The sequence below is a fragment of the Pyrobaculum neutrophilum V24Sta genome, from assembly GCF_000019805.1.
GTDB classification, from domain to species: domain Archaea; phylum Thermoproteota; class Thermoprotei; order Thermoproteales; family Thermoproteaceae; genus Pyrobaculum; species Pyrobaculum neutrophilum.
On sequence record NC_010525.1, the window covers coordinates 766,007 to 788,335 of the forward strand.

Consider the following 22,329-nt stretch of genomic DNA (forward strand, 5'->3'; position numbering starts at 1 on the left):
GTTCGTAGCACAACGCTTAAATAGTAGAGGTAGAGAAGATGGGAATGCGGTTCTGCCCGAGAGACGGAACCCTGTTGGTTCCGCAGAAGAAAGACGGCGCCACTGTGTTGAAGTGCCCCAAGTGCGGGTACGAGGTTAAGCTGTCGGAGAAGGCCAAGGAGGCCTACCGGCAGAGGTCAGAGGTCGCCGACGAGAAAAAGAGGGGGGTGATGGTGGCTGAGGAGAAGAAGATGGAGTACGACCAGGAGGAGATGGAGGAGCTGAGGCGCCAGCTCCTCGAGAATCTACAGGAGTCCGAGAGAGAGGCGGAGTAGGCCTCAGCCTGGTTTAGGACACGTCACCGCTCCTCAGCCGTCTCTCATCACTCGGCACTTTCATACAAAGATTTTAAAATAGGTGGGTTGTGTAGACGATGGTCAAGTACCTAAAGGCGGAGCTCGTCAGCATCCTGGAGACGGTCGACTCCCACGGCCAGCTCGTCGGCATTATGCTCATAGGGGCTGAGGAGTGGGGCGACAAGGCCGTCCCCATAATCATAGGAAGCGCCGAGACCCTCTCCATCAAGAAGGGGCTTGGGGAGGTGGACTTCCCCCGCCCCCTAAGCCACGACCTCTTCGTTGAGATAATCGAGGCGCTTGGGGCCGCCGTCGAGAAGATCACGATAGACGCCTTGGTCTCGAATACATACACAGCCACCGTCTACATAAAGGACAGAGACGGGAAGCTACACACCTTCGACGCGAGGCCCAGCGACGCCGTGGCGCTGGCCGTGAGAGTAAACGCCCCCATATACATAGCCGAGAGCTTGGGCAAATACGCCGAGGACCTCAGGAAGTACCTCCCGCCCCCCAGCGGAAAAATCACCGAGGAATAGAGCGCTCTATCAGCTGAAGCGCCCTCACCACCTCGTCCAGGGTGTTCTTAAGCGTTAACACGTCCTCCGGCTTCTCCACCACATAAGCCACCTCCACCGTCCACCGCCCCCCCGCGCAGAGGTGCCTAATCTCCATCCCCCTGGGCAGATCCACGTCGTCTGGCCTAAGCGCGTCTGCGTATCTACAGTCCAGGGGGGTCTCCAGCCTACACAAAACCCTTTTCATAGATCTTGAGGAAATCCGCGTATTTATCCCTCTCCACATACGCCACGAGGTGGGTTGGGAAGCGGAGGACCTGCCCCACCTCCCCGAGAAGTTCGGCCGCCTTCGCCAGCCTATCCCGCTCGCCCCTGGGAGGCACGAGGGCGACCACGTGCCCCCGGCCCGCGTCGTACCTAAGCGCGGCCCAGCCAGACAGCCGTAGGTAGTACGAGAGATAGGGGGGTATCTTCAAGACGTAGAAGGGGTTCTGCATCGGCACGACGCCCTCCCGCCCCCTCTTAACCACGCCGTAGAAGGCGTCGGCTAGGTTCTGCACGTACAGCTCCACGTCTCTGCCCACGAACCCCGCCAGATCCGCCTCCACCCTAGCGGCGAAGTCGGCGGGGGCGAAGGCGGGCGAGTAGAGCCTAAGGGCCTTGTCCAAGACGGCCGTGTGGAAGCCCTCGCTGTGTACAACGCCCAGCGCCCAGTCCAGAAGAGCCAGAGCCTCGTCTGGGCCCATCGCCGAGGCCAGCTTGGAGTCCTCAGCCGGCTTGCCGGTTACGCCGGGCACTATGGGCAACGTCGATAGGGAGAGGGCCCTTCTCGCCGGGAGCTTCTCCAAGAAGGGGAACGCCACTGCAAGCCTCTCGTCCCCCTTGAGGATCTCCCTCGGGGGAGGGCAGCCGTATTCGCAGTAGTCCACAGACCACGAGTAGTGCCCCGCGTAGAGGGACCGGTGTATCTGCTCCTCCAGGGGGGAGAGGGACTGGATCAACACGGAGGCGAGGTGGCTCATCGACGTAAACCCTGCGTCGAAGCGCCTGTCGTCCACCCCCACCCCCCACTCGGTTATGTACATCCCCTCGCATCTAAAGCCGACGCAGACGCCGGCTTGGGGAGGCCAGTCCACCACCGACACCTGGGCTGTCTCCCCCAACGCGGCGGCTAGGGCGTAGGCGGCTAGGTAGGCATCCACCGACCTCCTGGCGTATATCACCAGGGGGTTCTGTTTAAGGTATTCCAGAAACCTATCGACGTTGTCAATTATGAAGTTTTTCAGATCCACGTGAAAAGCGCTGTGGAGGTTTTAAAGCTAGGTGGCTAGGTGGGAGAGGGCCTCTGGGTTATATACGAAGTCCGGCGGCAGCTTCCCCACCCTCTTGTAGTACTTCACAAGCCTATGTATCTTGGACTCAACCAGTTGCAGACCCCTCCGCGAGGACATGTCCTTGGGATGCTCCTCGAGGTGCTTCCTTATCCTCAGCGCCCTCCTTATCAAGTTGAGCAGATCCTCGGGTAGCTCCTGCCTAACCCCGTGCTCAGCAAGAATCCTAGTCAGCTTCTTCCCAGTTATGGGCTTAACCAGCGGGATGCCGTATTGATCCCTCAGTATTAGGCCTATTTGAGAGGGCCGGAAGCCGCGGCGGGCGAGCTCCACCGCCAGCTGCTCAACCTCGTCGGGGGTGTACTGTATCCACGTGGGCACAGTCGGGTGTGCCGGCCTCACCGACCTCGAGCGACCTCTTTTGCTCCTAGACCTATGTGGCACGTCGCCAAGTTTTTAACAGTTTAAAAAAGTTTAGCCGATGGCCAGCGGAGACGCTCCCCCTTGGCTGTGGGACCTACCGCTTATAAATTTATATAGTACTGACGTCGTTGGCTTTATGTACGACGTGCCCTTCGTGGCGACTCCCGAGGTGGTGGTGAGGAGGATGCTCCAGCTGGCCAGGGTCCAGCCGGGCGAGGTCCTCTACGACCTGGGCTCCGGAGACGGCAGAATTGTGATCATAGCCGCTAAGGAATTCGGCGCGAGGGCCTTCGGCGTTGAGATCAGGAAGGACCTCTACGAGCAGTCCACGGCGCGCATCAAAGACCTAGGGCTTTCAGACAGAGCCTCCATCATAAACGGGAGCTTCTACGAGGTGCCGCTCGCAGACGCCGACGTGGTGACCATGTACCTACTGACAAGCGTCAACGAGCGCCTAAGGCCGAAGCTGGAGAGGGAGCTGAGGCCGGCGGCTAGGGTAGTTACACACGACTTCGAGGTCCCCGGCTGGCGGCCCGCGGTGGTGGAGGAGGTGTATGAAGACTGGCGGAGCCACAAGCTGTACCTCTACAGGATACCCGGAAAGGAGATCCCCCTGCCCGGCAAGAGCAAGCCGGTCGAGGACAGGTGGCTTAGGCAGGTGGCGGAGCTTATAGACGGCAACACGTCGCTTGAGGAGATAGCCCAGAAGCTGGGGGTAACCATCAGGAGGGTTCGGGAGGCGGTGGAGGAGCTGAGGAAGATAGGCGCCGTCGACGAGGTGAAGGTCGTTAAATGAGGGAGGTTGTCGAGCTGTTCAGGAGGATCGGGGGTTTCCAAGCACTCCACGTCGCCGAGGCCTACGACGTTTTGAAGGAGGCGGTGGAGAGGGCGGACCTCCGCTTCCTCTCCTTCACGGGGAACCTCCTCGCCACAGGCCTGCGGGAGATAATAGCGGAGGCGCTGGGGAGGAGGCTTTTCAACGTGGTAGTCACCACCGCGGGGGCGCTCGACCACGACATAGCGAAGGCCATGGGGGCCGTCTACGCCCCCGCCTCCTTCGACCTCGACGACGTGGATCTCGCCAGACGCGGCCTCCACAGGCTAGGCAACGTGGTGATTAAGAAGGAGGAGTACGGCCCCCTGGTGGAGAAGTTCGTCCTCAGGTTCTGCGAGAGGATCGGCGGGAGAGCCCTCGGCACCTATGAGCTTGCGGAGGAGCTGGGCAGAGAGATGCCGGAGAGCTCCGTCCTCGGCGCCGCCGCGAGGGCCGGGGTAAAGGTCTTCGTGCCGGGGATTGTAGACGGCGCCGTGGGGACGGCCCTCCTCACATGTAACGACCTCGCCAGGGCGAAAAGGGGCGGCCTCAGAGTCCAGATCGACCCGCTGAGGGACGAAGAGGCGCTGAGAGAGCTGGTATACGGCAGCAGGAAGCTCGCGGCTTTGATCGCGGGAGGGGGCATCAGCAAACACCACGTCATCTGGTGGGCCCAGTTCAGAGGCGGGCTAGACTACGTGGTCTACATCACAACCGCCGTCGAATACGACGGCTCTCTAAGCGGCGCGAGGCCCAGGGAGGCGGTGAGCTGGGGCAAGGTGAAGCCCGAGGCGAAGTCCGTATACATCTACGCAGACGCGACGCTGGTTCTCCCCATCCTCCTAAAGGCGCTGTAGTATGTTGGCGGAGGCGGCGCCTGCCCTAGTCGCCTTTACAGCCGGCGTGTTGTTTGGGCGGTGGTGGATCCCCTTCCAGCGCGGGAGGGGCATAACCTCCCGGGATATATACAAGGGCGTAGACGGCGTGCCGCGGGCCGGCGGGCTTATCGCGATGGTGGCGGCCGCGGCGGGCTACGCAGTTGCGGCGGCTCAGACGCGCGAGGCCGCCCTCCTGCTGGTGGCGGCGGCCGTGGTGGGGCTGCTGGGGCTTCTAGACGACCTCAGAGGCGTAAGCGAATACGTGAGAGTCCTCGTGCCGGTCCTCCTTGCCTTGGTGGTGGCGAGGGCCCTGGAGGGGGGGTTGAGGTTCACCATCCCGCTCATCGGCTTGTTCTACGGCGCCACCGGCTGGCTAGCCGCCTTAGCTATACCGGTGGTGACAAACGCCTTCAACATGCTCGACCCCGTCAACGGCTTTCTCCCCGCGGCCAACATGGCGATAGGCGCGGCGCTGGCCGCGGTAGCCCTAGTGAGGGGGCAGGCCGACGCGGCTTATCTCCTGGCGGTGCATGTGGCCGCCTCGGCCGCGCTGTATATATACAACAGATACCCGGCCAGGGCCTTCAACGGAAACGTGGGGAGCTACTTCCTGGGGGCAAACATATCGACTATAGCCGTCTTGTACGACCTAGTGGCCTACCTCATCCTGGCGGCCACCCCCTTCGTGGTAAACGGCGCTCTCATAGTCTTCTCCTCGGGGGGGATAAAAGGCCGCGAGAAGATACAGAGGCCGACCTCGCTGTCCAACGGCGTCGTTAAACAAGACTGCTCCTCGCCGATACTGTCGCTGGTGAGGCTCGTGGTGGCGGATAGGCCGATGGGGGAGTACGAGATATTCAAGGCGCTTGTCTACCTCGTGCTGTTCACCTCCGCGGCGACGGCGGCGCTGGCCGCGGCGCTCAAGGCGTTGCAGATGCCGATATGAGGAAGGCCCTAAGCCTAGTGGCGGCGTCCTACGCCGTCCTACTCCTCCTATTTGCCACAGGCGCCGCCTCCCTACCCATCCTGAGGATCAGGTTGGCCGGGGGCTTCACGGTCGGCGACGTGGTTATAATCCTCGCCGTTTTACTATACGGGATGTTTATATATATCTACGGGCAAGTCTTAATACGTGGCAGTTGCAGAGGCGGACGTAGAAACGATTAGGTGCATACTGGGGCTCTCCAGGTGGGACCTCTGCCTAAGGCTGAAGAACCTCCGTAGAGACCTCGAAGAGCTTGAGGCTAGGCTGGAGAGGCTGGCCGAGTCGCTATGAGGCGCTACTCGGTGGCCGTCCTCGGGGTAGGCGGCGTGGGCAAAACCACCTACGTCTTTAGGCTACTTGGGCTATCGCTGAAGCCGAGGGCCACGCTGAGGCCCGGCATATACCGCCTCTACCTCAGCGACAAGGAGGTGGACTTCATAGATGTGCCGGGGCAGGTGGCGGCAGACGTCGCTAGAAACTTCTCCAGGACGTGGTCCTTCTACGTGGACCTGATGATATACATGTACGACGTCACAGATCAAGCGTCGCTCTACGCCATCGCGGAGCTACACAGCGCGTTGCTGGACAGAGGCATAAACCCATACAGGAAGGTGGTGCTCGTGGGCAACAAGAGGGACCTCGCGGAGGAGGTGGGGGTCTTCATAGAGGGGGACGAGATAGCGGCGGCCGTAGGCGCGGCCAAGATATACTACATATCAGCCGTGCGCGACCCCGTAGAAGTTTTATATAGGCCGCTGGAGGAAAATATATGATCCCGCGCGACGACATCATCGCGGGGGTCGCCTCCACCCCCCTCCTATCCCTCCTCTCCGAGCTTGAGGAGGTCAAGCCCTCCCAGCGGATTAGGCCCCTCTTCGACTTTTTAGCGGAGGTGGGGCTGATGCAGAGGAAGGGGGATAAATACAGGAGGGCCTCCCTCCCAAGCCGCGGAGAGCTAAGCCCCCTGGCCGAGGCCGTCTCCACGCTCTTCCAGAACCTGGTCTTCCCCTACGTGGCGGCTGGGAGGCGGGCGGGCAGGCTCAGCCCAGAGCTACAGAGGGCGCTCTACGTCTACACCTCGGCCTTCCAAGCACTTAGGGTAACCGTGGCCCAGGAGCTGATGTCCTACGGCGGCTTAACCCTAGTGGCGGGGTGGTTCCCCTGCGGCTTCTCCTCAGAGCTGATGTCTATAGCGGGGAGAGACCTAGTCATAGTGGAGGAGAGAGAGGACGTGGTCGCCCTGGAGGTAGACAGGCTGAGCCTCCTACCCATAGCCTCGGGGCCCCTGGGCCAGGAGCTGGCCCCCGCAAGCTTCTACGCCTTCGAGACCCTCCCCCTAGCCGGCCTGGGGGAGGTGGCGGAGAAATACGGCGTCTTCGACGCCGCCGTCGTCTGCCACAGAGGCGCGGACCTGGCCCTGCTACAGAAGATAGCCCGGGAGGTGTACTACATCGTCATCCGGGACAGGCAGCTCTCCTACCTCGCCACAGCCATCGTGGAGGCCCTGGGGCTCGCCGGCAACAGGGAGGAGCCGCCGAGGAGAGCCCAGAGGGAGGAGGTGGGGCCCTTCGACGTCTACATACTAAGGGGCGCAGGCCCCACCTGACAGAATTAGGTCTACCGCCTCCTTGAACCCAAGGCCGCTCGGCCCCCTGACCACCGCCCGAGCCGCCCTCTTCGCCGCCTCTGTGGCGTTGCCGACGGCTATCCCCCACGCCGTCGCCAACATGCCGGCGTCCACATCGCTGTCTCCCACGGCCGCTACCCAGCCGCAGCTCACCCCAAGCCTCTCGCACAGCCACCTCACGGCGGCGCCCTTGTCGGCCCCCGCCGGCCTCACGTGGATGGCGTACCCGCTGGAGTCTACGACGTAGCCGGGCCTCACCGCCGCCTTAACCCTCTCTACGGCGTTTTCAACAAGCGGGACGTAGGCGAGGTCGAACCTCCTGCACTTGTTCTGGTGGCTCGGCGCCACAGCCCCCGTGGCCAGCACCGCCCTATCCACCTCCGACATATCTCCAGAACAGAGCTCGTGCGTCTCCCCATCTATGTGGACCAGGCAGCCGTTTTCAGCAATCACGTCTCTAACGCCGAGGTACCTAGCCACCGTCAGGGCGAAGTCCAGGCCGTTGGCCGTCGCCAATACCACACGTATACCCGCGTCTCTAGCCCTCCTCAGGGCGAGAAGCGCCTCCACAGAAAGCTCATAGGTGTTTCTACTAAGCGTCAGCGTCCCGTCTAGATCCACCACGAGGACTTTGCAACCCACGGCCTAGGGCCTCGGAATTAGGTGCGACACCAGAGGCACGGCGTCGTCCAAAGGCTCTCCACAGTCCGCCCGCCTCCCCTTCGCTAAACACCTGGCGAGCTTGGGGTCCCCCAGCACCCGCAGCGCGTTCGGCCCAGGGAGGCGGTCAGACGGCCTCCACCTCTCCTCCACCTCCGCGTTTACATAGCCGTTAACCACCTCCCACACCCCCGCCGGGTAGGCAAAGGCGTACAGCGGCGACAGATCACACCTATCCGACCAGCAGTTGACCATGGCGAGGTGGGGAACCGCCTCCACGAGTCCATAGGCCTCGTACATCTGAACAAGCTGGATCTCGTAAGCCCTATCGCCAGCCCTAATAATGAACTTAGGAGGCATAAGGGTGTCCTTGGCAAGGGTAACATAGTTAATCACCGCCCTCACCTTCCCCTCCGACACCAGAGGAAGCTTAGCCCTAGGCACCGGGATAGGCGGCCACACAGCCAAGGCAGGCCCCGGCTTGATGACCGCCCACCCCTCCCGGGTGACAATCCTACTCCACCCCACTGGCCCAGCTGCGGAGGAGGATTTAAAGATTGAGGCGCCGCCGCCGGGATTTGAACCCGGGACTTCCGCCTGAGACCCAGCCTACGGGTTAACAGCTTCGGCGGACCCTTTCAACTCCTCCGCCGCTCTGAACCGAGCTGAGCTACGGCGGCGGTATAGAGAAAACTAACACCTTAAAAATTTTTGTCCCACATACACAACGGCCTACGACACGATATCCTTATCTTGTCAACTCCTTCAGCCTTTCCCTCGCCTCATAGTCTCTGGCCCTCTCTATGATGTGCCTCAGTAGGGCGGCCGCCTCCTCCCTCGCCCTTGGGTCATCGGCGTGTTTTGCTATATGGGCCAGCCTCTGGGATTTACCTAGAGTAGAGATCTCACGAAAAGTTTATATATTCACCCCTTATAAAGAATGATGATTGGAAAGGTGATGCTACCCCACGCCCGCGGAGAGCTAACCGCCATTGGCGTAAAGGCCTGGCCGGCAGAAGTATGTCCGTGATCGAATTGCCAAGATCCATCGTGGACAGGCTGTTCATGGCGTATGGGGCCAACCAGTACTTGGGCATAGAGGCCATGGGTCTCCCAATACCCCCGGTAACCAGCAGATACCCTATCCTCCGGATAGGCGTAGAGCAACAAACAAAGGTATTCAAAGACCTTCGACCCAAAAATCCCCTCCAAGTAGATATATACAGAGGTACTAGTGTAAGAATATCCGGATATCCGATACCTGAGTTAAGTATTGATTCAAGAAATAATATGTACAGAGGACCAGTTACAGACCTCGGAGCAGAAAGCGGGGTAGAAAGCGGGATTTCATTTATCCGGTTACGGCTGATAAGCCGTGCCACCTACGAGGATGTCCGTGAGATAATGGGTGAGCGGCACGAGCTCAAGCTTATCCACTATCCTCTGTCGGACGGCGACCTGTACCTCTTCACACGGGCAGATGACGCGGTTACTCTCCTGTCTCTCTTTGACAACCAGGGGGCTGGGGATCTTCTGAGGGAGTGGACGCCGGAGCTGGCGCCCGTGTGGGACAGGCTGGAGGAGCTGGCAAGGGAGACCAGAGTGGAGTACTCGGAGGAGGACATGAAGTTCTTCGAAGCGGCGGGGATCAGGATAGGAAGGGGACCCGGGTTCAGGTTTGGGCCCGTCATAACGCCCAAGGGGAGGATCTCTATACCAGATAATATAATTAACGCGCTATACGAAAGGCTAAACGAAGAGAGGTTGAACCACAACGTATCCGCTGGACTTAGGTGGTGGTTAGGATGTGTAGCCGACTTGGGTTGCATAGGATTCGCTACAACGTCTCAGGTTATACATGGATGCAGGATGAGAGGTCTGAGACTCGGGGAAGAGTGGATCAATTGGCTGAGTGAGGCGTTGAGGGAAAGGAATTTGTATCTGAGCTTGTCTCTGCCTGGCTCGTACTGTCAGTGCGTGCTGATGGAGATCAATGACTTGAATAACGTCCCTAGTAATCTCACAGAGGCGGTTGAGTTCGCCGATGAGCACTACCGGCCTGGGGAGAGGAGGGGCAGGTGTGTATGCGTTGACAACTCGTGTAGGGAAACTGAACCCGACCTTAGGAGGCTGGAGGAGCTTCTCGACGTTTATCTAAGGCGCCTCCACCGCGCCATATGGAGGGGTCTGGCCGTTGTGGAGAGGGGGGTTAGGGCGTGGGAGGAGTCCAGCATGCTCAAGGCGACAACCGAGGAGCTCAAGAAGATCGTCGATGAGATATACGACAACCTCCAGTTCAGATAGCGTGGTGTGTGTCTACAGGCGACGCCGTGTGAGAAGCGGCGTTGGTGGCTGTTGGGTCGTGCGGGGTGTTCTGCGTTGGGGGCGCAAGCCATCCTCGTGAATTTTAGGTGAGTGGGCGTCTCGGCGGCCCACCCCTAGGTAAAGACAGCTTAAAAAATTTTCTAGTCGGCGAGGAGGGCTTTTGCGTATTCGGCGAGGGAGTTCCTAACGCCGGGGTCTTCCACCTGTAGCGCTATGGCCAGCACCAGCTGGGCTAGGATGGGTTTCCTATCCTCTGGGGGGAGGGCGTTTAGGAGGTTGGCGGCGGCTGTGGATATGAAGCCGATGGCCTCGTCAACCTTGAGCTCCACGTCTGACAGCAGCTCTATGACCCGGTCCTCGGTCTTGTAGAGCGTGTAGACCGTGGTTAACATGAGGAAGTCGGGTTCGGAGAGCTGTAGCCTCTCGGCCCACTCCTCCACCTTCGTGGGGTCCTCGGCCATATACGCCACGAACTTCTCCAGCTCGCTACGTGGGATTTGGAACATCTTCTCCGCGTCGTTGAGGAACTTCTCGACCCAGCTCACGTCCAACTGTTACACTATTTATATAGGGTGTAGATGAAAATGGTGTTTTCCCGCTCGGGCGTTGGGTGGATCTACGAGGGGTTCTTCGGCGTTGACGTGGCTGAGGACGCGGGGGTTGACGTGGTTCTCGTGACGCACCACCACCCCCGGCACGTGGCGGGGGCGCGTAGGGCGAAGATGGTGGTTATGAACCCGATTGAGTACAGCATGGCCTCGGACCCCGCCAGGGCGGCTAGATACGCCAGGGTTGTGATGAGGCGGGCTGGGGCGCCGTCTGTGGAGAACCCGGAGGTGCAGGCTGGGCCCTTCAGAGGGGCTGTGTACAGGTTTACGGCGGGTTGGGTCGACCTAGGCGATATATCCGTGAGGGTGATCCCCTGCGGCTCACACACCTGGGGCCACACGTGTTTCGGGGTGGAGAAGGCCGTCTTCGTAGGCGATCTAGACAGCTGGATAGTCAGCGTAGATACATTCATCCGGGTGGTGGCCTCCCTCCGGGGCCTACGGGGCTACACGGCGTATACGGGCGGCGGCGAGAGGAAGCCTCTGGAGGAGTTTCTGGAGGAGCTGGAGAGGTCCTTCAAGAGGCTCCTCGGGAGGTACCTCGAGTGCGTGGGGGAGAAGACGCCGTATGGCATAGCCCTCTGCGCGAGAGGCGGGGGGGACCCCCTCCGGCTGTCGGAGGAGGGGCTCGCCTTCGTTAAATATCTGGCGGAGAACGGCCACGTGAAGATCGTAAACACGGCGCCCTACGTGGTGAAGCCGGCGTAGCGGAGGGCCTCCGCGGCGTCGCACCGGAAGAGGTGCCCCGGGGCGCCGGGGTCGTCTGTGGAGCCGAAGCGCGCCACCGCCGTGCACCCCCCGGCCAGCCTCCTGGCGAGCTCAGCCTCGGCGAGGGGGGTGACGACGGCGTACAGCGCGTCGCACTGTAGATAGTCGACGTGCCACCTCCTGGCGGCGGGTCGGGACAGATGTCTAACCACCCGCCTTAGGCAGGAGACGCCGCAGGACCCCACGTATGCGTAGACGCCCTCCTCAAGCTTGAACCTCGCCGCGCCTGTGTCCACCTCCTGGCTTGGACATTTAAAAAAGACTAGGTAGCTGAGGCGGGGGGCAGTGGGGAGCCGATGGCTGGCGCGAGACATGGCGTTATACACGGCGGGTGCCGAGCCCCCTCCTCACCTCCTCCACCAGGGCTGGGAGGACCTCGCCCGCCTTCCCCCTTATGAAGACGTCGGCGATGGCGGTCAACGCCGACTTCTCCACGTTTACCTCCACGACCGCCGCGCCCCGCCTCTTGGCGATCTGGGGGATGGCGGCCGCGGGGTAGACCGCCCCCGACGTCCCCACCACCAACACCACGTCTGCGCTGGAGGCCAGCTGGACTGCCTCTTCCCAGGCTTCCCGGGGGAGAGGCTCGCCGAACCAGACCACGTCTGGCCTCAGGAGCCCCCTGCATCTGGGGCACCTCGGAGGCGTCTCCTCGACGGGCTTCTCCAGCTTATACACGGCGCCGCACTGGACGCACCTGGCTCTCCAGAGGGAGCCGTGTAGCTCCACCACCCTCCTGCTACCTGCCCTCTGGTGTAGGCCGTCTACGTTCTGGGTGATGACGGCCTTCACTAGGCCGGCCTCCTCCAGCTGGGCGATGGCGTAGTGCGCCGGGTTGGGCCTTGCGTTGTAGGCCAGCGTCTGCCTCCACCTGTACCACTCCCAGACCAGCTTGGGGTCTCTGGCGAAGGCCTCCGGCGTCGCGAGATCCTCCGCTCTGTACCTCTCCCAGAGTCCCCCTGCTCCTCTGAAGGTGGGGATTCCGCTTTCGGCGGAGACCCCAGCCCCTGTGAAGACGACGCAGAAGCGGGCTCTCAAGAGCGCCTCCGCCGCCTTGGGGAGGGGGGCATCCATAAAAAGCCGTGTTCATCCGTATATAAGTGATGAGCCAGGCGAGCCGGAGACGTGACGCGGCACGACCTCCTCTGATGAGCAACCTTTATATATAGCGTCCGGCGGTATGCGGCATGGTGAGGAAGGCTCTGGCGTTGATCCTCCTAGCCGCCCTGGCGCTGGCCGCGTGGCAGACCTACACGGTGAAGGTGGCCTCGGCGGAGATAAACGCGCTGGCCGTTGGGCCCTCCGGAGGCGCCGTCTTGCCCATCAAGATCACCCTCATCACGCCGGGGGACGGGAGGGCGTACGTGGCAGGGGTCCCAGAGGCTGGCCAGGGCTTCGGCCCCTCGGCGCAGATTGCGCTCTACGTCGCGTCTAGGTACTCGGGCAAGCCCTACACGAACTACACCGCCCTGCTGAGGGTGTTGGCCAGCGACGCCCAGGTGGGAGGCCCCTCGGCCAGCGGCTACATAACAGTGGCCATGTACGCCCTCATGAACGGCCTGGAGCTTAGAAACGACACAGCGATGACGGGTATAATACTGCCCGACGGGCTTATAGGGCCGGTGGGCGGGGTCTCCCAGAAGGTGTCGGCGGCCGCGGAGAGGGGGATAAAGACCGTGTTGGTCCCCATTGGCGAGAAGCCGAGCGCCGTGCGCGGCGTTAAGGTGGTGGAGGTGGGCACGGTGGAAGACGCCATCTACTACCTCACTGGGCATAGGGTCGAGACGCCGCGGCCTTCGGCGGTGGACGACACGGCGTTTAGGGAAATATCGCGGGACCTCTTCAACGCCGTCTACAGCTACTACAACGCGACGGTGGGGAGGGGGTACGTAGACGAGGCCTTGATCGATAGGCTGAAGAGCCGGGGCGACTACTACGCCGCCGCCTCGTTGATATACCAGGGGATCGTGAGGTACTACAGCGACCAAGCCTCCTCGTCTAGGAGAGCCGCCAGGGAGCTCTACGACAAGGCCCTCCAGCTGGCGAAGGAGGCCGAGGCGGAGCTCTCCAAGATCCCCACGACCGTCAACAACCTAGACCTCGTGGTGGCGGCCTACACCAGGGTATACGAGGTCTATCTCCAGGCCAACTCCACCTCGGCCAACCCAGGCGCTATGTACGCCCGGGCCGTCACCCTCAAGCCTTGGGTCGACGAGGCGAGGAGGATGGCCTACGGCCCCGCCGTAAACGAGAGCAAGCTGGCGGAGATCGCGAGGATGTACCTAGACTACGCCAAGGCCATGTACGCCTATCTGGAGACCACCTCTGACGTTCCCCTAGGCGATTACTCCACAGCAGTGCAGCTGGCGGAGGACCTCTACGGGAGAGGTCTCTACCTGGCCTCCATTGCCAACTCCATAGAGATAATCGCAGAGTCCGCCGCATCTCTAATGTCGGCTGCCCCCGAGAAGTACCTGGAGGTGGCCAGGGAGAGGGCTCTCACCAACATGGCCCGCGCCGCCCAGTGCGGCTACACGAACACGTTGCCGCTGAGCTATCTACAGTTCGGCGACTACTACAGCCAGCAGCCCGACGGCGTCAAGTACGCGTTGATGTACTACATCACAGCCTCCGTCTACTCGACGGCGATGGGCGACGCGGCTTGCTTCGCGAAAAGCGGCGTGGTCTACCAAAAGCCAAGCTTCGCCCCGCCTGAGCCGGCGGCGCCGGCGGCTCATACCGCCGCCGTTGCTAGGCAGGAGGGGGGAAAAAGCCTGTGGTTGCCGCTTGTCCTCGCACTACTGGCGGCCCTCGCCCTGGTCTACAGCGCTAGACGGTAACTATCTCGGGCCGGGTCCTCTTTTTCCTGCCTCCCTGCCTCCTCCGGGGGAGGAGCGTCAACGTGAAGAAGGCCACGGGCACAAGGTACTCCCAGTAGGGGGCGTACATGTACACAGCCGCCACCAACCTCTCCGCCGCGTCGCCGTTTACCAATACGGCGGGCACCGCCAACAGCACCAGGCCGGCCACGGCTAAGCCCGTCAGAGCTCTGTCGCGTACCCTCCTCAGGGCGAGGGCCGCCACCACGGCCACGACTGTGAGCGCCACAAGGCCAAACATAGGCGCCGCCTACGAAACCGGTTTTATCCCTATCAGTTAATATAGGGCCTGTGCTTATATAGGAGCCCGGCGTGGTCCCCGGCGAGCCCCCCGGCGGGGGGCTCGGGGGTATTGTTTAAATATGTGGATAATCGCTACGTCGTGTGGTTCATACCGCTGAGCAGGGGAGAGGCTGTGGAGGCGATAAGGAGGGCCTACGGGGTGGCGCAGGAGCACGCGAGGAAGATCGGAGGTAGGCTCGAGCCCATACAGCCGAAGCACATATACGGCCAGGAGGCGGACAAGTTCGGCTACACCCTCCAGATCGGGAGGATAGCCGTCAACATGCCCCCGGCCTCTGTGCTGGTGGTGTGGGGGTTCTACAACGCCGACGAGTACCTCGACTTCGTCAGGTTTATACAAGACGGCAGAGTCTACGAGTGGTTCGTGGAGCCCATCGCCTACTACCCGGAGCGGGTTGGGGTGTGGCTGGAGGAGCCCCTCATATTCCGCGGCTCCGTATACATAGACGTCCACACCACGTCGTCTGAGGAGAGGGATAGGACCTACGGCTGGCCCCTGGGCTACTACATTGCGCCTGTCCAGCCGCCGCAGGAGGTTAAGCCGCCGCGGCGGCCCAGGAGAGGGGGCCAGGGCGGACGCGGGTGATACCGGCTGTAACCTACGTGCGCGTCTCCACGGAGGAGCAGGACCCCGAGAACCAGCGGGTCTTCCTGGAGAGGTGGGCCGCCGAGCGGGGCCTCTACATACTTAGGCACTACGTAGACGTGGGGGTGTCCGGCGCCACGGAGCCTTGGGAGAGGCCGGCCTTTAGGCAGATGGCGGCCGAGGTGGAGAAGCTGGACCCGAGGCCCAAGGTCCTCCTCGTCTACGAGATCTCTAGGCTCGTCCGCTCCTTCCAGGAGCTCTTCGCCTTGTTGGACGTGGTGGAGAACAAGATGGGGTTGGTGGTGGTGTCGGCGTCGGAGAGGGAGCAGGCGCTCCAGAACTTAGACGGGGTCTACCGCCAGTTCCTAAGGGCCGTGCTGGCCTTCGTAGCCACCATGGAGAGGGAGTTCATCAGGCAGAGGACGAAGACGGCGTTGGAGAGGGCGAGGGCGAGGGGGAGGATCTGGAACGTGGCGGAGAGGAGGGGGGACATCGCCAAGGCCGTTGTGGATATGTACACCTCGGGCGCCTCCCTTAGGGAGACCGCCAGGGCCTTCGGCCTCTCCCTATACGAGGTACGCCGTATACTGTCCGAGGCCGGGGTGTACCGCCCAACCGCCTACAGCTGCCCCAGGTGCTTCTCTAGGCTTAAGGTCGTGGAGCGCACCGCAAAGGTGGCGGGCGGGAGATACACCGTGACCGAGAGGCTCTACTGCCCAAACTGCGGCTACGAAGAGGTGAGGGAGGCCTAGCCGGCGGCAAAATTTATTTCCATGGACATGTGTTCCCCCGGTGACGAGTTGAACCCACGCGGCACATGTGGCGAGAGCCTGCCCAGCAGTGGCGGGCGCTGACCTCTCCGCCCGGCGTGGTGTTTTTATACCCGTCGCCCCCGGTGGCTATGCTCGTGGAGGTGGGCGGCGTCAAGGTGCGTTTTGTCTCCTGGGCCGAGGGGATAGCGCTCAGCGAGGCTTTGGCGAAGAAGGTGGAGGAGTCGGGCTACAAGCCGGAGGTGATTGTGGCCATCTCCCGCGGGGGGCTTGTGCCGGCCCGCGTGATAAGCGACGTGTTGGGGGTAGACGACATAGTCACAGTCGGCGTTAAGTACTGGGGGCTCGCCCAGAGACGCGCCGAGAGGCCCCTGTTGTACCATGGCATTGAGCCGGGGGTCGTGAGGGGGAGGAGGACGCTGGTGGTGGACGAGGTGGCCGACACGGGGCACACCCTCGCCGTGGTGAAGAGCTTGCTGGACCTAATAGGCGCCGCCGAGGTTAAAACAGCCGTCGTCCACCTCAAGACAACGAGCAGGTTCGTGCCCGACTACTACGCCGAGAGGATCGAGGAGTGGGTCTGGATATCCTACCCCTGGAGCCGCTACGAGGACCTCAGGGAGTTTAGGAAGAGGGGCTACGACGTCTGGAGGTACATGGAGCGGATCTGTTAAACTTTTATAGAGGTGGGGCGGGGGACACGGTGAAGTCGCTTCACCTCGCTGAGCGGTGACGACTCCTTTAAGAACGGATGGACTTTTAAACTCGGGTCTTCCATTTAGGGTGCCCAAGCTCATAGTTATTACGGGCGGCGTGATGTCGGGCGTTGGAAAAGGCGTCGTGGTGGCGAGCATAGGGAGGATATTGAGGGCCCGCGGCGTTTCTGTAAACGCTGTCAAGATAGACCCCTACATAAACGTAGACGCGGGGACCATGAACCCCTACGCCCACGGCGAGGTGTTTGTCACATACGACGGCGGCGAGACGGATCTAGACCTCGGCCACTACGAGAGGTTCCTCGACGTCGAGCTGTCGAAGAGGAACAACATAACGTCGGGCCAGATATACCTCTCCGTCATCGAGAAGGAGAGGAGGGGCGAGTACCTCGGGCAGACGGTGCAGCTGATCCCCCACGTGACAGACGAGATCAAGAGGAGGATCGTGGAGGCGGCTGGGGGATACGACGTAACCCTCGTGGAGATCGGGGGGACCGTAGGCGACTACGAGCAGTTGCCCTTCCTCGAGGCGGCGAGGCAGCTGAGGCTTGAGCTGGGCCACGACGTGTTGTTTATACACGTGGCGCTGGTGCCCCTCCTCAAAACCACGGGGGAGTTTAAGACGAAGCCGCTTCAACACAGCGTTGCGGAGCTCAGGAGATACGGCATTCAGCCAGACGCCGTAGTTGTCAGATCTGAAAAGCCCATAGACGCAGGCTCTGTGAAGAAGATCGCGCTGTTTACCAACGTCCCCCAGTCGGCCATCTTCAACTCGTACGACGTAGACACCATCTACAGGGTCCCCCTTCTGCTTGAGGAGCAGGGCATGGGGGACTTCCTAGTCCACCGGCTCGGCCTAGCGCCTAGGCCCCCGGCGCACGAGGACTGGAGGGAGTACGTGGCCAAGCTCACGTCGCCGAGGAGGAAGGTGGCTGTGGGGATGTGTGGGAAATACGTCGAGCTCCCGGACGCCTACCTCAGCATAATTGAGGCGCTGAAGCACGCGGGCGCCGCCTTAGACACAAGGCCGGAGCTGGTCTGGATAAACTCGGTGGAGGTTGAGAAGAACCCAGACGTGTTGTACAAGCTCGGCGTAGACGCGATGGTGGTGTTGCCCGGCTTCGGCAAAAGGGGGACAGAGGGCATGATAGAGTGCGTGAGATACGCCAGGGTGGAGAAGATACCCTTCCTCGGCATCTGCTTCGGAATGCAGCTCGCCGTGGTGGAGTTCGCCCGCAACGTCCTCGGCCTTAAGGGCGCCAACTCCACCGAGCTCGACCCCGACACGCCGCATCCGGTGGTGCACCTGGCCCCGGAGCAGAGGGAGGTGGACGTGCTAGGCGGTAGCATGATCCTGGGAGATAGAGAGGTGGACATAGTGCAGGGCACCCTGGCGGCCTCCCTCTACGGCGCCCCCCACACCGTCGAGAGACACAGGCATAGGTACGAGGTGAACCTATCCTACCTCCCCAAGCTCGCCGATGCGGGCCTGAGGGTGTCCGGGTGGAGGAGGGACGTGAAGAGGGTGGAGATAATAGAGCTGCCGGGACACCCCTACTTCATAGCCACCCAGTTCCACCCCGAGTTCAAATCGAGGCCCACAAAGCCGCGGCCCGTCTTCCTAGGCCTGCTGAAGGCCGCCCTCAGGAGCTGACCCTCCAGAGCTCTATCCTCCTGGCGTAGCTGTAGGCGTAGTAGGCGGCCGCCATAGCGATAAGGCCCCCCGCCAATGAGATGTATATCACCGTGTAGACGTCGGCCCCGCCCCAAACTGCGAGGGCCAGCGGGACGGCGGCCACCGGCTCGAGCGCCACCAGCATTAGGACGTAGCCGAGGTACTGCATGGCCAGGGGGGCCTTGGCGGGGCCCGACTCAGGGTTCCCCGCCTCGTACCTCATCAGCTTCATAGGCGTGGGCCTCCTCGGGGCGATGAGCTTGGCGATATATATCGTCTCGACCATCAACGCGAACAGGACGAGGAAGGCCAGCGCCACCGCCTCGGCGTCGCCCATGGCGCAATTAAAGATATACGTATATAACAGTTACCCCCCGTGTTGATACCGGCTGTGGTCGCGGCTTTGGCTTACGGCCTAGCGCCTGTTGTATACAGGCCCGCGTTGGAGTGCACAGGCAGGATGAAGGCGCTGTCGTTCTTCTCCCTCTTCTCCATGGCCGCCGGCCTCCTCCTCCCAATGGGCCAGCTCTCCGCGGCCGGCCTGCTCTACGCCGCGTCTGCAGCCCTCCTCGGGGGCCTTGTCGGGTCTTGGCTCTACATAACCTCTGTGAAAACAGGGGGTCCCTCCGTCGGGAACGTCAGCAGCTCCCTCTACATAGTGCTGTTGCCCGTCTCAGCTGGGAGGCTCCACATCCTCCCGGCGGCCGGCCTCGCCCTACTCGGCATCGCCGTCGCCAGCTGGGGCGGAAAAGGCCATAGGCTCGGCGCCGTCTACGGCGTGGCCGCCGCCTTCGTCTGGACCGCGTCGCTTCAGCTATACGCGAGGGCTGTGGAGCTTATGGGCCCAGGCCTCGCCCTTGTCGTCAGAAGCGCCGTGGTTGCCGCGGCCGGCCTTCTCCTGGGGGCGGGGGAGAGCCACTGCAGAATAGGCAGGCTGGCCGCCGGCGGCTTCCTGGACAGCTTCGTCGGGTTCGGCTCCTACACCATGGCTATATCTAAGGGGGACTACGTCGCCGCGACGGTGGTGGTCTCCACCTACCCCCTGGTGACCTCTCTGGCCGAGAGGCCCTTCAAGGCGCGGAGAGCTCTGGGGGCGGCCATAGCCTTTGCCGGCGTCTATATGGCTTTAAACACGTCCCAGCTCTCCTCCGTATGAAGATAGTGGTCACCAACGACGACGGCCCTCACACGCCCTATCTACAGCCGCTTGTGGAGGCGCTGACATCGGCCGGCCACGCCGTGGTCGTCGTCGTGCCTGAGAGGCCGCGGTCAGCCGCCGGGCTGGCCAGGACGTACCACAAGCCGCTTAGGGTAAGGAGGCTCGGCAACTACTACGTCGTTAACGGCTACCCCGCAGACGCGGTGTTTCTTGCGCTTAGGCTGGTGGCGCCGGACGCCGATCTGGTGCTTTCAGGAGTCAACGTGGGGGAGAACATCGGGGTGGAGGCGACGTATGGAAGCGGGACCGTGGGGGCGGCGATACAGGGAGGGGTTCTGGGGGCGAGATCCATTGCCATCTCCATGGAGGCCGGCGGGGACCTCGGGCTTATGACCAAGGTCGCGGTGGAGGCCGTGGAGGCCTCCAGCCACATCCCAAGGGGGGTCCTCGCCGTGAGCCTCAACATCCCCGGCGAGTGGAGCGGCGGCGTCTACTGCGCGCGGAGGCTCGCCCGCGCCGTGTACCGGGAGAGGCTGTACGAGGGGGTTGACCCACGGGGCGAGAGGTTCTACTGGCGCTGGGGCCCCCGCGCCGAGGTTTTTGAGCCGGAGACAGACGCCTACTTCTTCTACGGCGAACGCGGCGTGACGATAGTCGGCGTGACGGAGACCGGCCTTGTCCAGCTGGACGCCTTCGGGAGAAAACTCGGCGCTGGACTTGGCGCAAAACACATATACTGCTGATCCACAGGCGGCATGGACGTCGTAAAGACCATGAGGTACAAGTTCGTGAGATACTGCGTAAACAGAGCCTACGCCTCCATGGACCTAAGCGGCGTCCCCGCAGAGGTGTTAAACGTCTTCGACGACGTCGTCAACCAGATAAGAGATCTGGAGAGGTACTTCACGTCGGTGGACGCCATAGCGCGGGCCCTAAGGGCCGACCTCCCGGAGAGGCTTAAGACGCTGAAGGAGAGAGACCCCAAGCTGGCCCAGACCTTCATGAAGAAGGTCGTCGAAAACTGCCAAGAGCTGGAGGAGGTAGCCGACTCGAAGATCATGGAGTATCTACAGGAGATCTTAAAAAGCTTATAAACCGGGTGAGGATTGTAGTCAACGCCCCTCCAGGCTACGGAAAATCACGACGCATCGCGGCGGTTGCCGCAGGCAGGAGAAAAGCCCTTGTCTTTGTGAAAAGCCACCTGGAGGGCCTCCAGATGGCGAAATACGTCGAGGAGTCCGGAGGCCGAGCCGGCCTCCTCTTCGGGCGCAGATCTCTATGCCCCCTAGGCGCCGAAAATGCCTACCAGTGCCTGAGGCTTAGAGAACAGGGCGTGTGTAAGGCACGCTCCGGCAGGGTCGAGAAGCTCATCTTCGACGTGGAGAGGCTCTACAAGATGGGGGTCTGCCCCTACGAGGCTGTACACGTGGCGGGCAGGAGGGCCAACGTCGTGGTGCTTCCGCTGGCCTACCTCTCAAAGGTCTCCAACCTGGCGGCTGTGGCGGATCTGCTAGAGGAGGCCGACCTAGTGGCTTTGGACGAGGCCCACAACCTCCTCGCCGTAATCCCAGTGAGAGACGAGGAGCTCTACTCCAGGCGCTACTGCCTACCGGGGCGGGACGCCCCCATGTGTCTCGCCCTCCCCCTGGTGGGGGAGGTGGTGAGGCGGGCTCGAGGCCTCATCGCGGCGAGCGCCTCTATACTGCGCCGGTTCTCCTCCCCCTTTACGCAGCACCTCTCGGCGCAGTTCGTGGAGGTTCGCCGCCTCCCCGGAGAGGAAAACCTGGAGGTGGATTTCAAGCCTCTGGAGTTCCGCTACAGGACGAGGATGAGGGATGCCTACGTGGAGGCGGTGGCGAAGGAGGTAAGGCGTCTATACGAGACGTACGGGAGGGTGGCTGTGTTTCTGCCGAATAAGGAGCTCGCGTCGTACTATATGAGGAGGCTGGGCGACGTACCCGCCTCCGACAAGCCGCTGGGCGACATAGACCACGTCATAGTGACGTACTACGGTAGCCCCGTCTCGGAGGGGGTCAACCTAGACGTTAAAGCGGGGGTTCTGGTGGGCTTCCCCATCCCGAACATAAAATCCAGGGAGCTCTGGCTTATGGTGGAGGCGCTCAACCGCCTGGGCTACGACGGCTACCGCTACGCCGTGTTGTTCACAGCCGTAAACCACGTGATCCAGGCGGCTGGGAGGGTGATGAGGAACCTCCAGCGCGAGCGGAAATATATACTCCTCATGGACGACCGCTTCACAGAATACAAACACCTACTGCCCAGCTACATCTCCAAGGCCTTGTGACGCCGCCCCTTCGAGGTCTGCACATAAAGGCCTGTTTATACGTGGGGGAGGCGCCTCCTGTGGAGAAGATCGTGAGGCTTCTAGGCCTTGAGATCAAAGAGCTATCTCCTTGCGATATTTATATAAACTATTTCATGAAATATATAGCAGAGTTGGAGAGGCGGATTTCACATCTCAGGGAGAAAATTGACTATCTTGAGAGAACGTGCTCTAAAAATGTAAAAGAAACAAATAAATAGGTGGTCTTTTTTTAAATATATGGCCGACATTCGAACCCTCTCGCGTGCTTACAACGACAAGACTGACTCCATCCGCATCAAGCTCATTACGCTTAGGTTCCTAAGAGACCAGGTGCAGAACGCCCGCGGCAACCTAATAACCTTCAGGCCCTCGAAGGTGGCCCAGGACCTCCACCTCTACGGCCGCCAAGACCTCAGAGCCAAGACAGTCTTAATCAGGGCTTTTCTAGACGACCTAGTCCAGAGGGGCTACATCACCATAATAAAGAGAAGCGCCAGGGGAAAGGTGTACGGCCTGTACAAGAACAACAAGTTCTGGGACATCTTAAGCGCCTACGAGCCGGACAAAATCCTTGAGCTTCTAGAGTCGGAGAAGATTCCGTAGCCAAACCTACGCGCCGGCTTTATATTTCAGACGGCGTACA

At 61.5% G+C, this 22,329-nt stretch carries 32 protein-coding genes and 1 tRNA gene; 22 read left to right on the forward strand and 11 right to left on the reverse strand.

Features of this window, described 5'->3' with window-relative positions; all coding sequences use genetic code 11:
* Positions 1–44: 44 nt before the first annotated feature.
* Together TNEU_RS04285 and TNEU_RS04290 are read left to right on the forward strand one after the other, a co-directional pair.
* A complete protein-coding gene (locus tag TNEU_RS04285; RefSeq protein WP_148682339.1) occupies positions 45–314 on the forward strand; it encodes a DNA-directed RNA polymerase in 270 nt (89 codons plus the stop codon).
* A gap of 98 nt (positions 315–412) precedes the next feature.
* A complete protein-coding gene (locus tag TNEU_RS04290; protein WP_012350213.1) occupies positions 413–874 on the forward strand; it encodes a bifunctional nuclease family protein in 462 nt (153 codons plus the stop codon).
* On the opposite strand, the gene TNEU_RS04295 is transcribed toward TNEU_RS04290, so the two are convergent.
* From TNEU_RS04295 to TNEU_RS04305, 3 genes are read right to left on the reverse strand one after another with little or no spacing between them, the layout of a single operon-like run.
* Positions 861–1,100: a KEOPS complex subunit Pcc1 gene (locus tag TNEU_RS04295; protein ID WP_012350214.1), complete on the reverse strand. Its 240-nt coding sequence runs from the start codon at positions 1,098–1,100 to the stop codon at positions 861–863. The genes TNEU_RS04290 and TNEU_RS04295 overlap by 14 nt on opposite strands.
* Positions 1,081–2,145: a hypothetical protein gene (locus tag TNEU_RS04300; protein ID WP_012350215.1), complete on the reverse strand. Its 1,065-nt coding sequence runs from the start codon at positions 2,143–2,145 to the stop codon at positions 1,081–1,083. The genes TNEU_RS04295 and TNEU_RS04300 overlap by 20 nt, the downstream gene beginning before the upstream one ends.
* Positions 2,146–2,172: 27 nt before the next feature.
* Entirely contained in the window at positions 2,173–2,628 is a 456-nt protein-coding gene (locus TNEU_RS04305; RefSeq protein WP_012350216.1) for a 30S ribosomal protein S15, read from the reverse strand.
* 115 nt (positions 2,629–2,743) lie between these two features.
* On the opposite strand from TNEU_RS04305, the gene TNEU_RS04310 reads away from it, so the two are divergent.
* The 7 genes from TNEU_RS04310 to TNEU_RS04335 are packed head-to-tail and all read left to right on the forward strand — an operon-like array spanning position 2,744 to position 6,890.
* Positions 2,744–3,403: a class I SAM-dependent methyltransferase gene (locus TNEU_RS04310; protein ID WP_012350217.1), complete on the forward strand. Its 660-nt coding sequence runs from the start codon at positions 2,744–2,746 to the stop codon at positions 3,401–3,403.
* Positions 3,400–4,278, forward strand: coding sequence for a deoxyhypusine synthase (locus tag TNEU_RS04315; protein ID WP_012350218.1), 879 nt, complete (start codon positions 3,400–3,402; stop codon positions 4,276–4,278). The genes TNEU_RS04310 and TNEU_RS04315 overlap by 4 nt, the downstream gene beginning before the upstream one ends.
* Position 4,279: 1 nt before the next feature.
* Positions 4,280–5,245 (forward strand): MraY family glycosyltransferase, encoded by a 966-nt coding sequence (locus tag TNEU_RS04320; RefSeq protein ID WP_012350219.1) that lies wholly within the window; start codon positions 4,280–4,282, stop codon positions 5,243–5,245.
* Positions 5,242–5,466, forward strand: coding sequence for a hypothetical protein (locus TNEU_RS04325; protein WP_012350220.1), 225 nt, complete (start codon positions 5,242–5,244; stop codon positions 5,464–5,466). The genes TNEU_RS04320 and TNEU_RS04325 overlap by 4 nt, the downstream gene beginning before the upstream one ends.
* Entirely contained in the window at positions 5,432–5,575 is a 144-nt protein-coding gene (locus tag TNEU_RS10240) for a hypothetical protein (RefSeq protein ID WP_187146745.1), read from the forward strand. The genes TNEU_RS04325 and TNEU_RS10240 overlap by 35 nt, the downstream gene beginning before the upstream one ends.
* Complete coding sequence (locus TNEU_RS04330) at positions 5,572–6,057, forward strand: Rab family GTPase (protein WP_012350221.1); 486 nt, start codon at positions 5,572–5,574, stop codon at positions 6,055–6,057. Before TNEU_RS10240 ends, TNEU_RS04330 begins: the two co-directional genes overlap by 4 nt.
* Entirely contained in the window at positions 6,054–6,890 is an 837-nt protein-coding gene (locus TNEU_RS04335; RefSeq protein ID WP_012350222.1) for a hypothetical protein, read from the forward strand. The genes TNEU_RS04330 and TNEU_RS04335 overlap by 4 nt, the downstream gene beginning before the upstream one ends.
* Here TNEU_RS04335 and TNEU_RS04340 read toward each other — a convergent pair.
* The 3 genes from TNEU_RS04340 to TNEU_RS04350 form a co-directional block, all read right to left on the reverse strand.
* Positions 6,867–7,553: a phosphoglycolate phosphatase gene (locus TNEU_RS04340; protein ID WP_012350223.1), complete on the reverse strand. Its 687-nt coding sequence runs from the start codon at positions 7,551–7,553 to the stop codon at positions 6,867–6,869. The two genes, TNEU_RS04335 and TNEU_RS04340, sit on opposite strands and share 24 nt — an antisense overlap.
* A 3-nt stretch (positions 7,554–7,556) precedes the next feature.
* Complete coding sequence (locus TNEU_RS04345) at positions 7,557–8,099, reverse strand: hypothetical protein (RefSeq protein ID WP_012350224.1); 543 nt, start codon at positions 8,097–8,099, stop codon at positions 7,557–7,559.
* 35 nt (positions 8,100–8,134) lie between these two features.
* A tRNA-Asn gene (locus TNEU_RS04350) sits at positions 8,135–8,251 on the reverse strand.
* 340 nt (positions 8,252–8,591) lie between these two features.
* On the opposite strand from TNEU_RS04350, the gene TNEU_RS04355 reads away from it, so the two are divergent.
* Positions 8,592–9,875 carry a hypothetical protein gene (locus TNEU_RS04355; protein WP_245521986.1) on the forward strand — a complete coding sequence of 428 codons (1,284 nt, stop codon included), beginning with the start codon at positions 8,592–8,594 and terminating at the stop codon, positions 9,873–9,875.
* 161 nt (positions 9,876–10,036) lie between these two features.
* Here TNEU_RS04355 and TNEU_RS04360 read toward each other — a convergent pair whose 3' ends face one another.
* Positions 10,037–10,441, reverse strand: a complete 405-nt coding sequence (locus TNEU_RS04360) for a hypothetical protein (RefSeq protein ID WP_012350226.1) — start codon at positions 10,439–10,441, stop codon at positions 10,037–10,039.
* A 42-nt stretch (positions 10,442–10,483) separates the two neighbouring features.
* On the opposite strand from TNEU_RS04360, the gene TNEU_RS04365 reads away from it, so the two are divergent.
* The gene (locus TNEU_RS04365; protein WP_148682341.1) at positions 10,484–11,212 is read left to right on the forward strand and encodes an MBL fold metallo-hydrolase; all 729 of its coding nucleotides are present in this window, start codon (positions 10,484–10,486) and stop codon (positions 11,210–11,212) included.
* Here the strand turns inward: TNEU_RS04365 and TNEU_RS04370 are convergent.
* Positions 11,191–11,586 carry a GIY-YIG nuclease family protein gene (locus TNEU_RS04370; RefSeq protein WP_012350228.1) on the reverse strand — a complete coding sequence of 132 codons (396 nt, stop codon included), beginning with the start codon at positions 11,584–11,586 and terminating at the stop codon, positions 11,191–11,193. The genes TNEU_RS04365 and TNEU_RS04370 overlap by 22 nt on opposite strands.
* 4 nt (positions 11,587–11,590) lie before the next feature.
* Complete coding sequence (gene cobB / locus TNEU_RS04375; protein WP_012350229.1) at positions 11,591–12,346, reverse strand: NAD-dependent protein deacetylase; 756 nt, start codon at positions 12,344–12,346, stop codon at positions 11,591–11,593.
* Between the two features lie 113 nt (positions 12,347–12,459).
* Between cobB and TNEU_RS04380 the strand changes: the two genes are divergently transcribed.
* Positions 12,460–14,112 carry a S16 family serine protease gene (locus TNEU_RS04380; protein ID WP_012350230.1) on the forward strand — a complete coding sequence of 551 codons (1,653 nt, stop codon included), beginning with the start codon at positions 12,460–12,462 and terminating at the stop codon, positions 14,110–14,112.
* On the opposite strand, the gene TNEU_RS04385 is transcribed toward TNEU_RS04380, so the two are convergent.
* Positions 14,102–14,392, reverse strand: a complete 291-nt coding sequence (locus TNEU_RS04385; RefSeq protein ID WP_012350231.1) for a hypothetical protein — start codon at positions 14,390–14,392, stop codon at positions 14,102–14,104. The two genes, TNEU_RS04380 and TNEU_RS04385, sit on opposite strands and share 11 nt — an antisense overlap.
* A 123-nt stretch (positions 14,393–14,515) precedes the next feature.
* Here TNEU_RS04385 and TNEU_RS04390 point away from each other — a divergent pair, with 123 nt between their 5' ends.
* The 4 genes from TNEU_RS04390 to TNEU_RS04405 all read left to right on the forward strand — a co-directional run bounded on the left by TNEU_RS04390 (position 14,516) and on the right by TNEU_RS04405 (position 18,180).
* Positions 14,516–15,040 (forward strand): hypothetical protein, encoded by a 525-nt coding sequence (locus TNEU_RS04390; protein WP_012350232.1) that lies wholly within the window; start codon positions 14,516–14,518, stop codon positions 15,038–15,040.
* Positions 15,037–15,792 (forward strand): recombinase family protein, encoded by a 756-nt coding sequence (locus TNEU_RS04395; RefSeq protein ID WP_012350233.1) that lies wholly within the window; start codon positions 15,037–15,039, stop codon positions 15,790–15,792. The genes TNEU_RS04390 and TNEU_RS04395 overlap by 4 nt, the downstream gene beginning before the upstream one ends.
* A gap of 149 nt (positions 15,793–15,941) precedes the next feature.
* Positions 15,942–16,484: a phosphoribosyltransferase gene (locus tag TNEU_RS04400; RefSeq protein ID WP_148682342.1), complete on the forward strand. Its 543-nt coding sequence runs from the start codon at positions 15,942–15,944 to the stop codon at positions 16,482–16,484.
* Positions 16,485–16,593: 109 nt separating this feature from the next.
* Complete coding sequence (locus tag TNEU_RS04405) at positions 16,594–18,180, forward strand: CTP synthase (RefSeq protein ID WP_012350235.1); 1,587 nt, start codon at positions 16,594–16,596, stop codon at positions 18,178–18,180.
* Here the strand turns inward: TNEU_RS04405 and TNEU_RS04410 are convergent.
* Positions 18,170–18,538: an NADH dehydrogenase subunit 3 gene (locus tag TNEU_RS04410; RefSeq protein ID WP_012350236.1), complete on the reverse strand. Its 369-nt coding sequence runs from the start codon at positions 18,536–18,538 to the stop codon at positions 18,170–18,172. The genes TNEU_RS04405 and TNEU_RS04410 overlap by 11 nt on opposite strands.
* A 39-nt stretch (positions 18,539–18,577) precedes the next feature.
* Between TNEU_RS04410 and TNEU_RS04415 the strand changes: the two genes are divergently transcribed.
* From TNEU_RS04415 to TNEU_RS04440, 6 genes are read left to right on the forward strand one after another with little or no spacing between them, the layout of a single operon-like run.
* Positions 18,578–19,357 carry an EamA family transporter gene (locus TNEU_RS04415; protein ID WP_012350237.1) on the forward strand — a complete coding sequence of 260 codons (780 nt, stop codon included), beginning with the start codon at positions 18,578–18,580 and terminating at the stop codon, positions 19,355–19,357.
* On the forward strand, positions 19,354–20,103 hold the full coding sequence (gene surE / locus TNEU_RS04420; RefSeq protein ID WP_012350238.1) for a 5'/3'-nucleotidase SurE: 750 nt from the start codon (positions 19,354–19,356) through the stop codon (positions 20,101–20,103). Before TNEU_RS04415 ends, surE begins: the two co-directional genes overlap by 4 nt.
* Positions 20,104–20,115: 12 nt before the next feature.
* On the forward strand, positions 20,116–20,454 hold the full coding sequence (locus TNEU_RS04425; protein WP_012350239.1) for a hypothetical protein: 339 nt from the start codon (positions 20,116–20,118) through the stop codon (positions 20,452–20,454).
* Positions 20,455–20,459: 5 nt separating this feature from the next.
* On the forward strand, positions 20,460–21,665 hold the full coding sequence (locus TNEU_RS04430; RefSeq protein ID WP_012350240.1) for a helicase C-terminal domain-containing protein: 1,206 nt from the start codon (positions 20,460–20,462) through the stop codon (positions 21,663–21,665).
* Positions 21,666–21,724: 59 nt separating this feature from the next.
* On the forward strand, positions 21,725–21,904 hold the full coding sequence (locus TNEU_RS04435) for a hypothetical protein (RefSeq protein WP_148682343.1): 180 nt from the start codon (positions 21,725–21,727) through the stop codon (positions 21,902–21,904).
* 19 nt (positions 21,905–21,923) lie between these two features.
* Positions 21,924–22,289 carry a hypothetical protein gene (locus TNEU_RS04440; RefSeq protein WP_012350241.1) on the forward strand — a complete coding sequence of 122 codons (366 nt, stop codon included), beginning with the start codon at positions 21,924–21,926 and terminating at the stop codon, positions 22,287–22,289.
* Positions 22,290–22,329 lie beyond the last annotated feature (40 nt).

Bases quoted from the DNA above. Each gene is read 5' to 3' on its own strand.
- cobB (WP_012350229.1), bottom strand. From the start codon at position 12,346: ATGGATGCCCCCCTCCCCAAGGCGGCGGAGGCGCTCTTGAGAGCCCGC.
- TNEU_RS04330 (WP_012350221.1), top strand. From the start codon at position 5,572: ATGAGGCGCTACTCGGTGGCCGTCCTCGGGGTAGGCGGCGTGGGCAAA.
- TNEU_RS04335 (WP_012350222.1), top strand. From the start codon at position 6,054: ATGATCCCGCGCGACGACATCATCGCGGGGGTCGCCTCCACCCCCCTC.
- TNEU_RS04325 (WP_012350220.1), top strand. From the start codon at position 5,242: ATGAGGAAGGCCCTAAGCCTAGTGGCGGCGTCCTACGCCGTCCTACTC.
- TNEU_RS04310 (WP_012350217.1), top strand. From the start codon at position 2,744: ATGTACGACGTGCCCTTCGTGGCGACTCCCGAGGTGGTGGTGAGGAGG.
- TNEU_RS04295 (WP_012350214.1), bottom strand. From the start codon at position 1,100: ATGAAAAGGGTTTTGTGTAGGCTGGAGACCCCCCTGGACTGTAGATAC.
- TNEU_RS04290 (WP_012350213.1), top strand. From the start codon at position 413: ATGGTCAAGTACCTAAAGGCGGAGCTCGTCAGCATCCTGGAGACGGTC.
- TNEU_RS04380 (WP_012350230.1), top strand. From the start codon at position 12,460: ATGGTGAGGAAGGCTCTGGCGTTGATCCTCCTAGCCGCCCTGGCGCTG.
- TNEU_RS04440 (WP_012350241.1), top strand. From the start codon at position 21,924: ATGGCCGACATTCGAACCCTCTCGCGTGCTTACAACGACAAGACTGAC.
- TNEU_RS04385 (WP_012350231.1), bottom strand. From the start codon at position 14,392: ATGTTTGGCCTTGTGGCGCTCACAGTCGTGGCCGTGGTGGCGGCCCTC.
- TNEU_RS04320 (WP_012350219.1), top strand. From the start codon at position 4,280: ATGTTGGCGGAGGCGGCGCCTGCCCTAGTCGCCTTTACAGCCGGCGTG.
- TNEU_RS04410 (WP_012350236.1), bottom strand. From the start codon at position 18,538: ATGGGCGACGCCGAGGCGGTGGCGCTGGCCTTCCTCGTCCTGTTCGCG.
- surE (WP_012350238.1), top strand. From the start codon at position 19,354: ATGAAGATAGTGGTCACCAACGACGACGGCCCTCACACGCCCTATCTA.
- TNEU_RS04355 (WP_245521986.1), top strand. From the start codon at position 8,592: ATGTCCGTGATCGAATTGCCAAGATCCATCGTGGACAGGCTGTTCATG.
- TNEU_RS04315 (WP_012350218.1), top strand. From the start codon at position 3,400: ATGAGGGAGGTTGTCGAGCTGTTCAGGAGGATCGGGGGTTTCCAAGCA.
- TNEU_RS04370 (WP_012350228.1), bottom strand. From the start codon at position 11,586: ATGTCTCGCGCCAGCCATCGGCTCCCCACTGCCCCCCGCCTCAGCTAC.
- TNEU_RS04425 (WP_012350239.1), top strand. From the start codon at position 20,116: ATGGACGTCGTAAAGACCATGAGGTACAAGTTCGTGAGATACTGCGTA.
- TNEU_RS04400 (WP_148682342.1), top strand. From the start codon at position 15,942: ATGCTCGTGGAGGTGGGCGGCGTCAAGGTGCGTTTTGTCTCCTGGGCC.
- TNEU_RS04285 (WP_148682339.1), top strand. From the start codon at position 45: ATGCGGTTCTGCCCGAGAGACGGAACCCTGTTGGTTCCGCAGAAGAAA.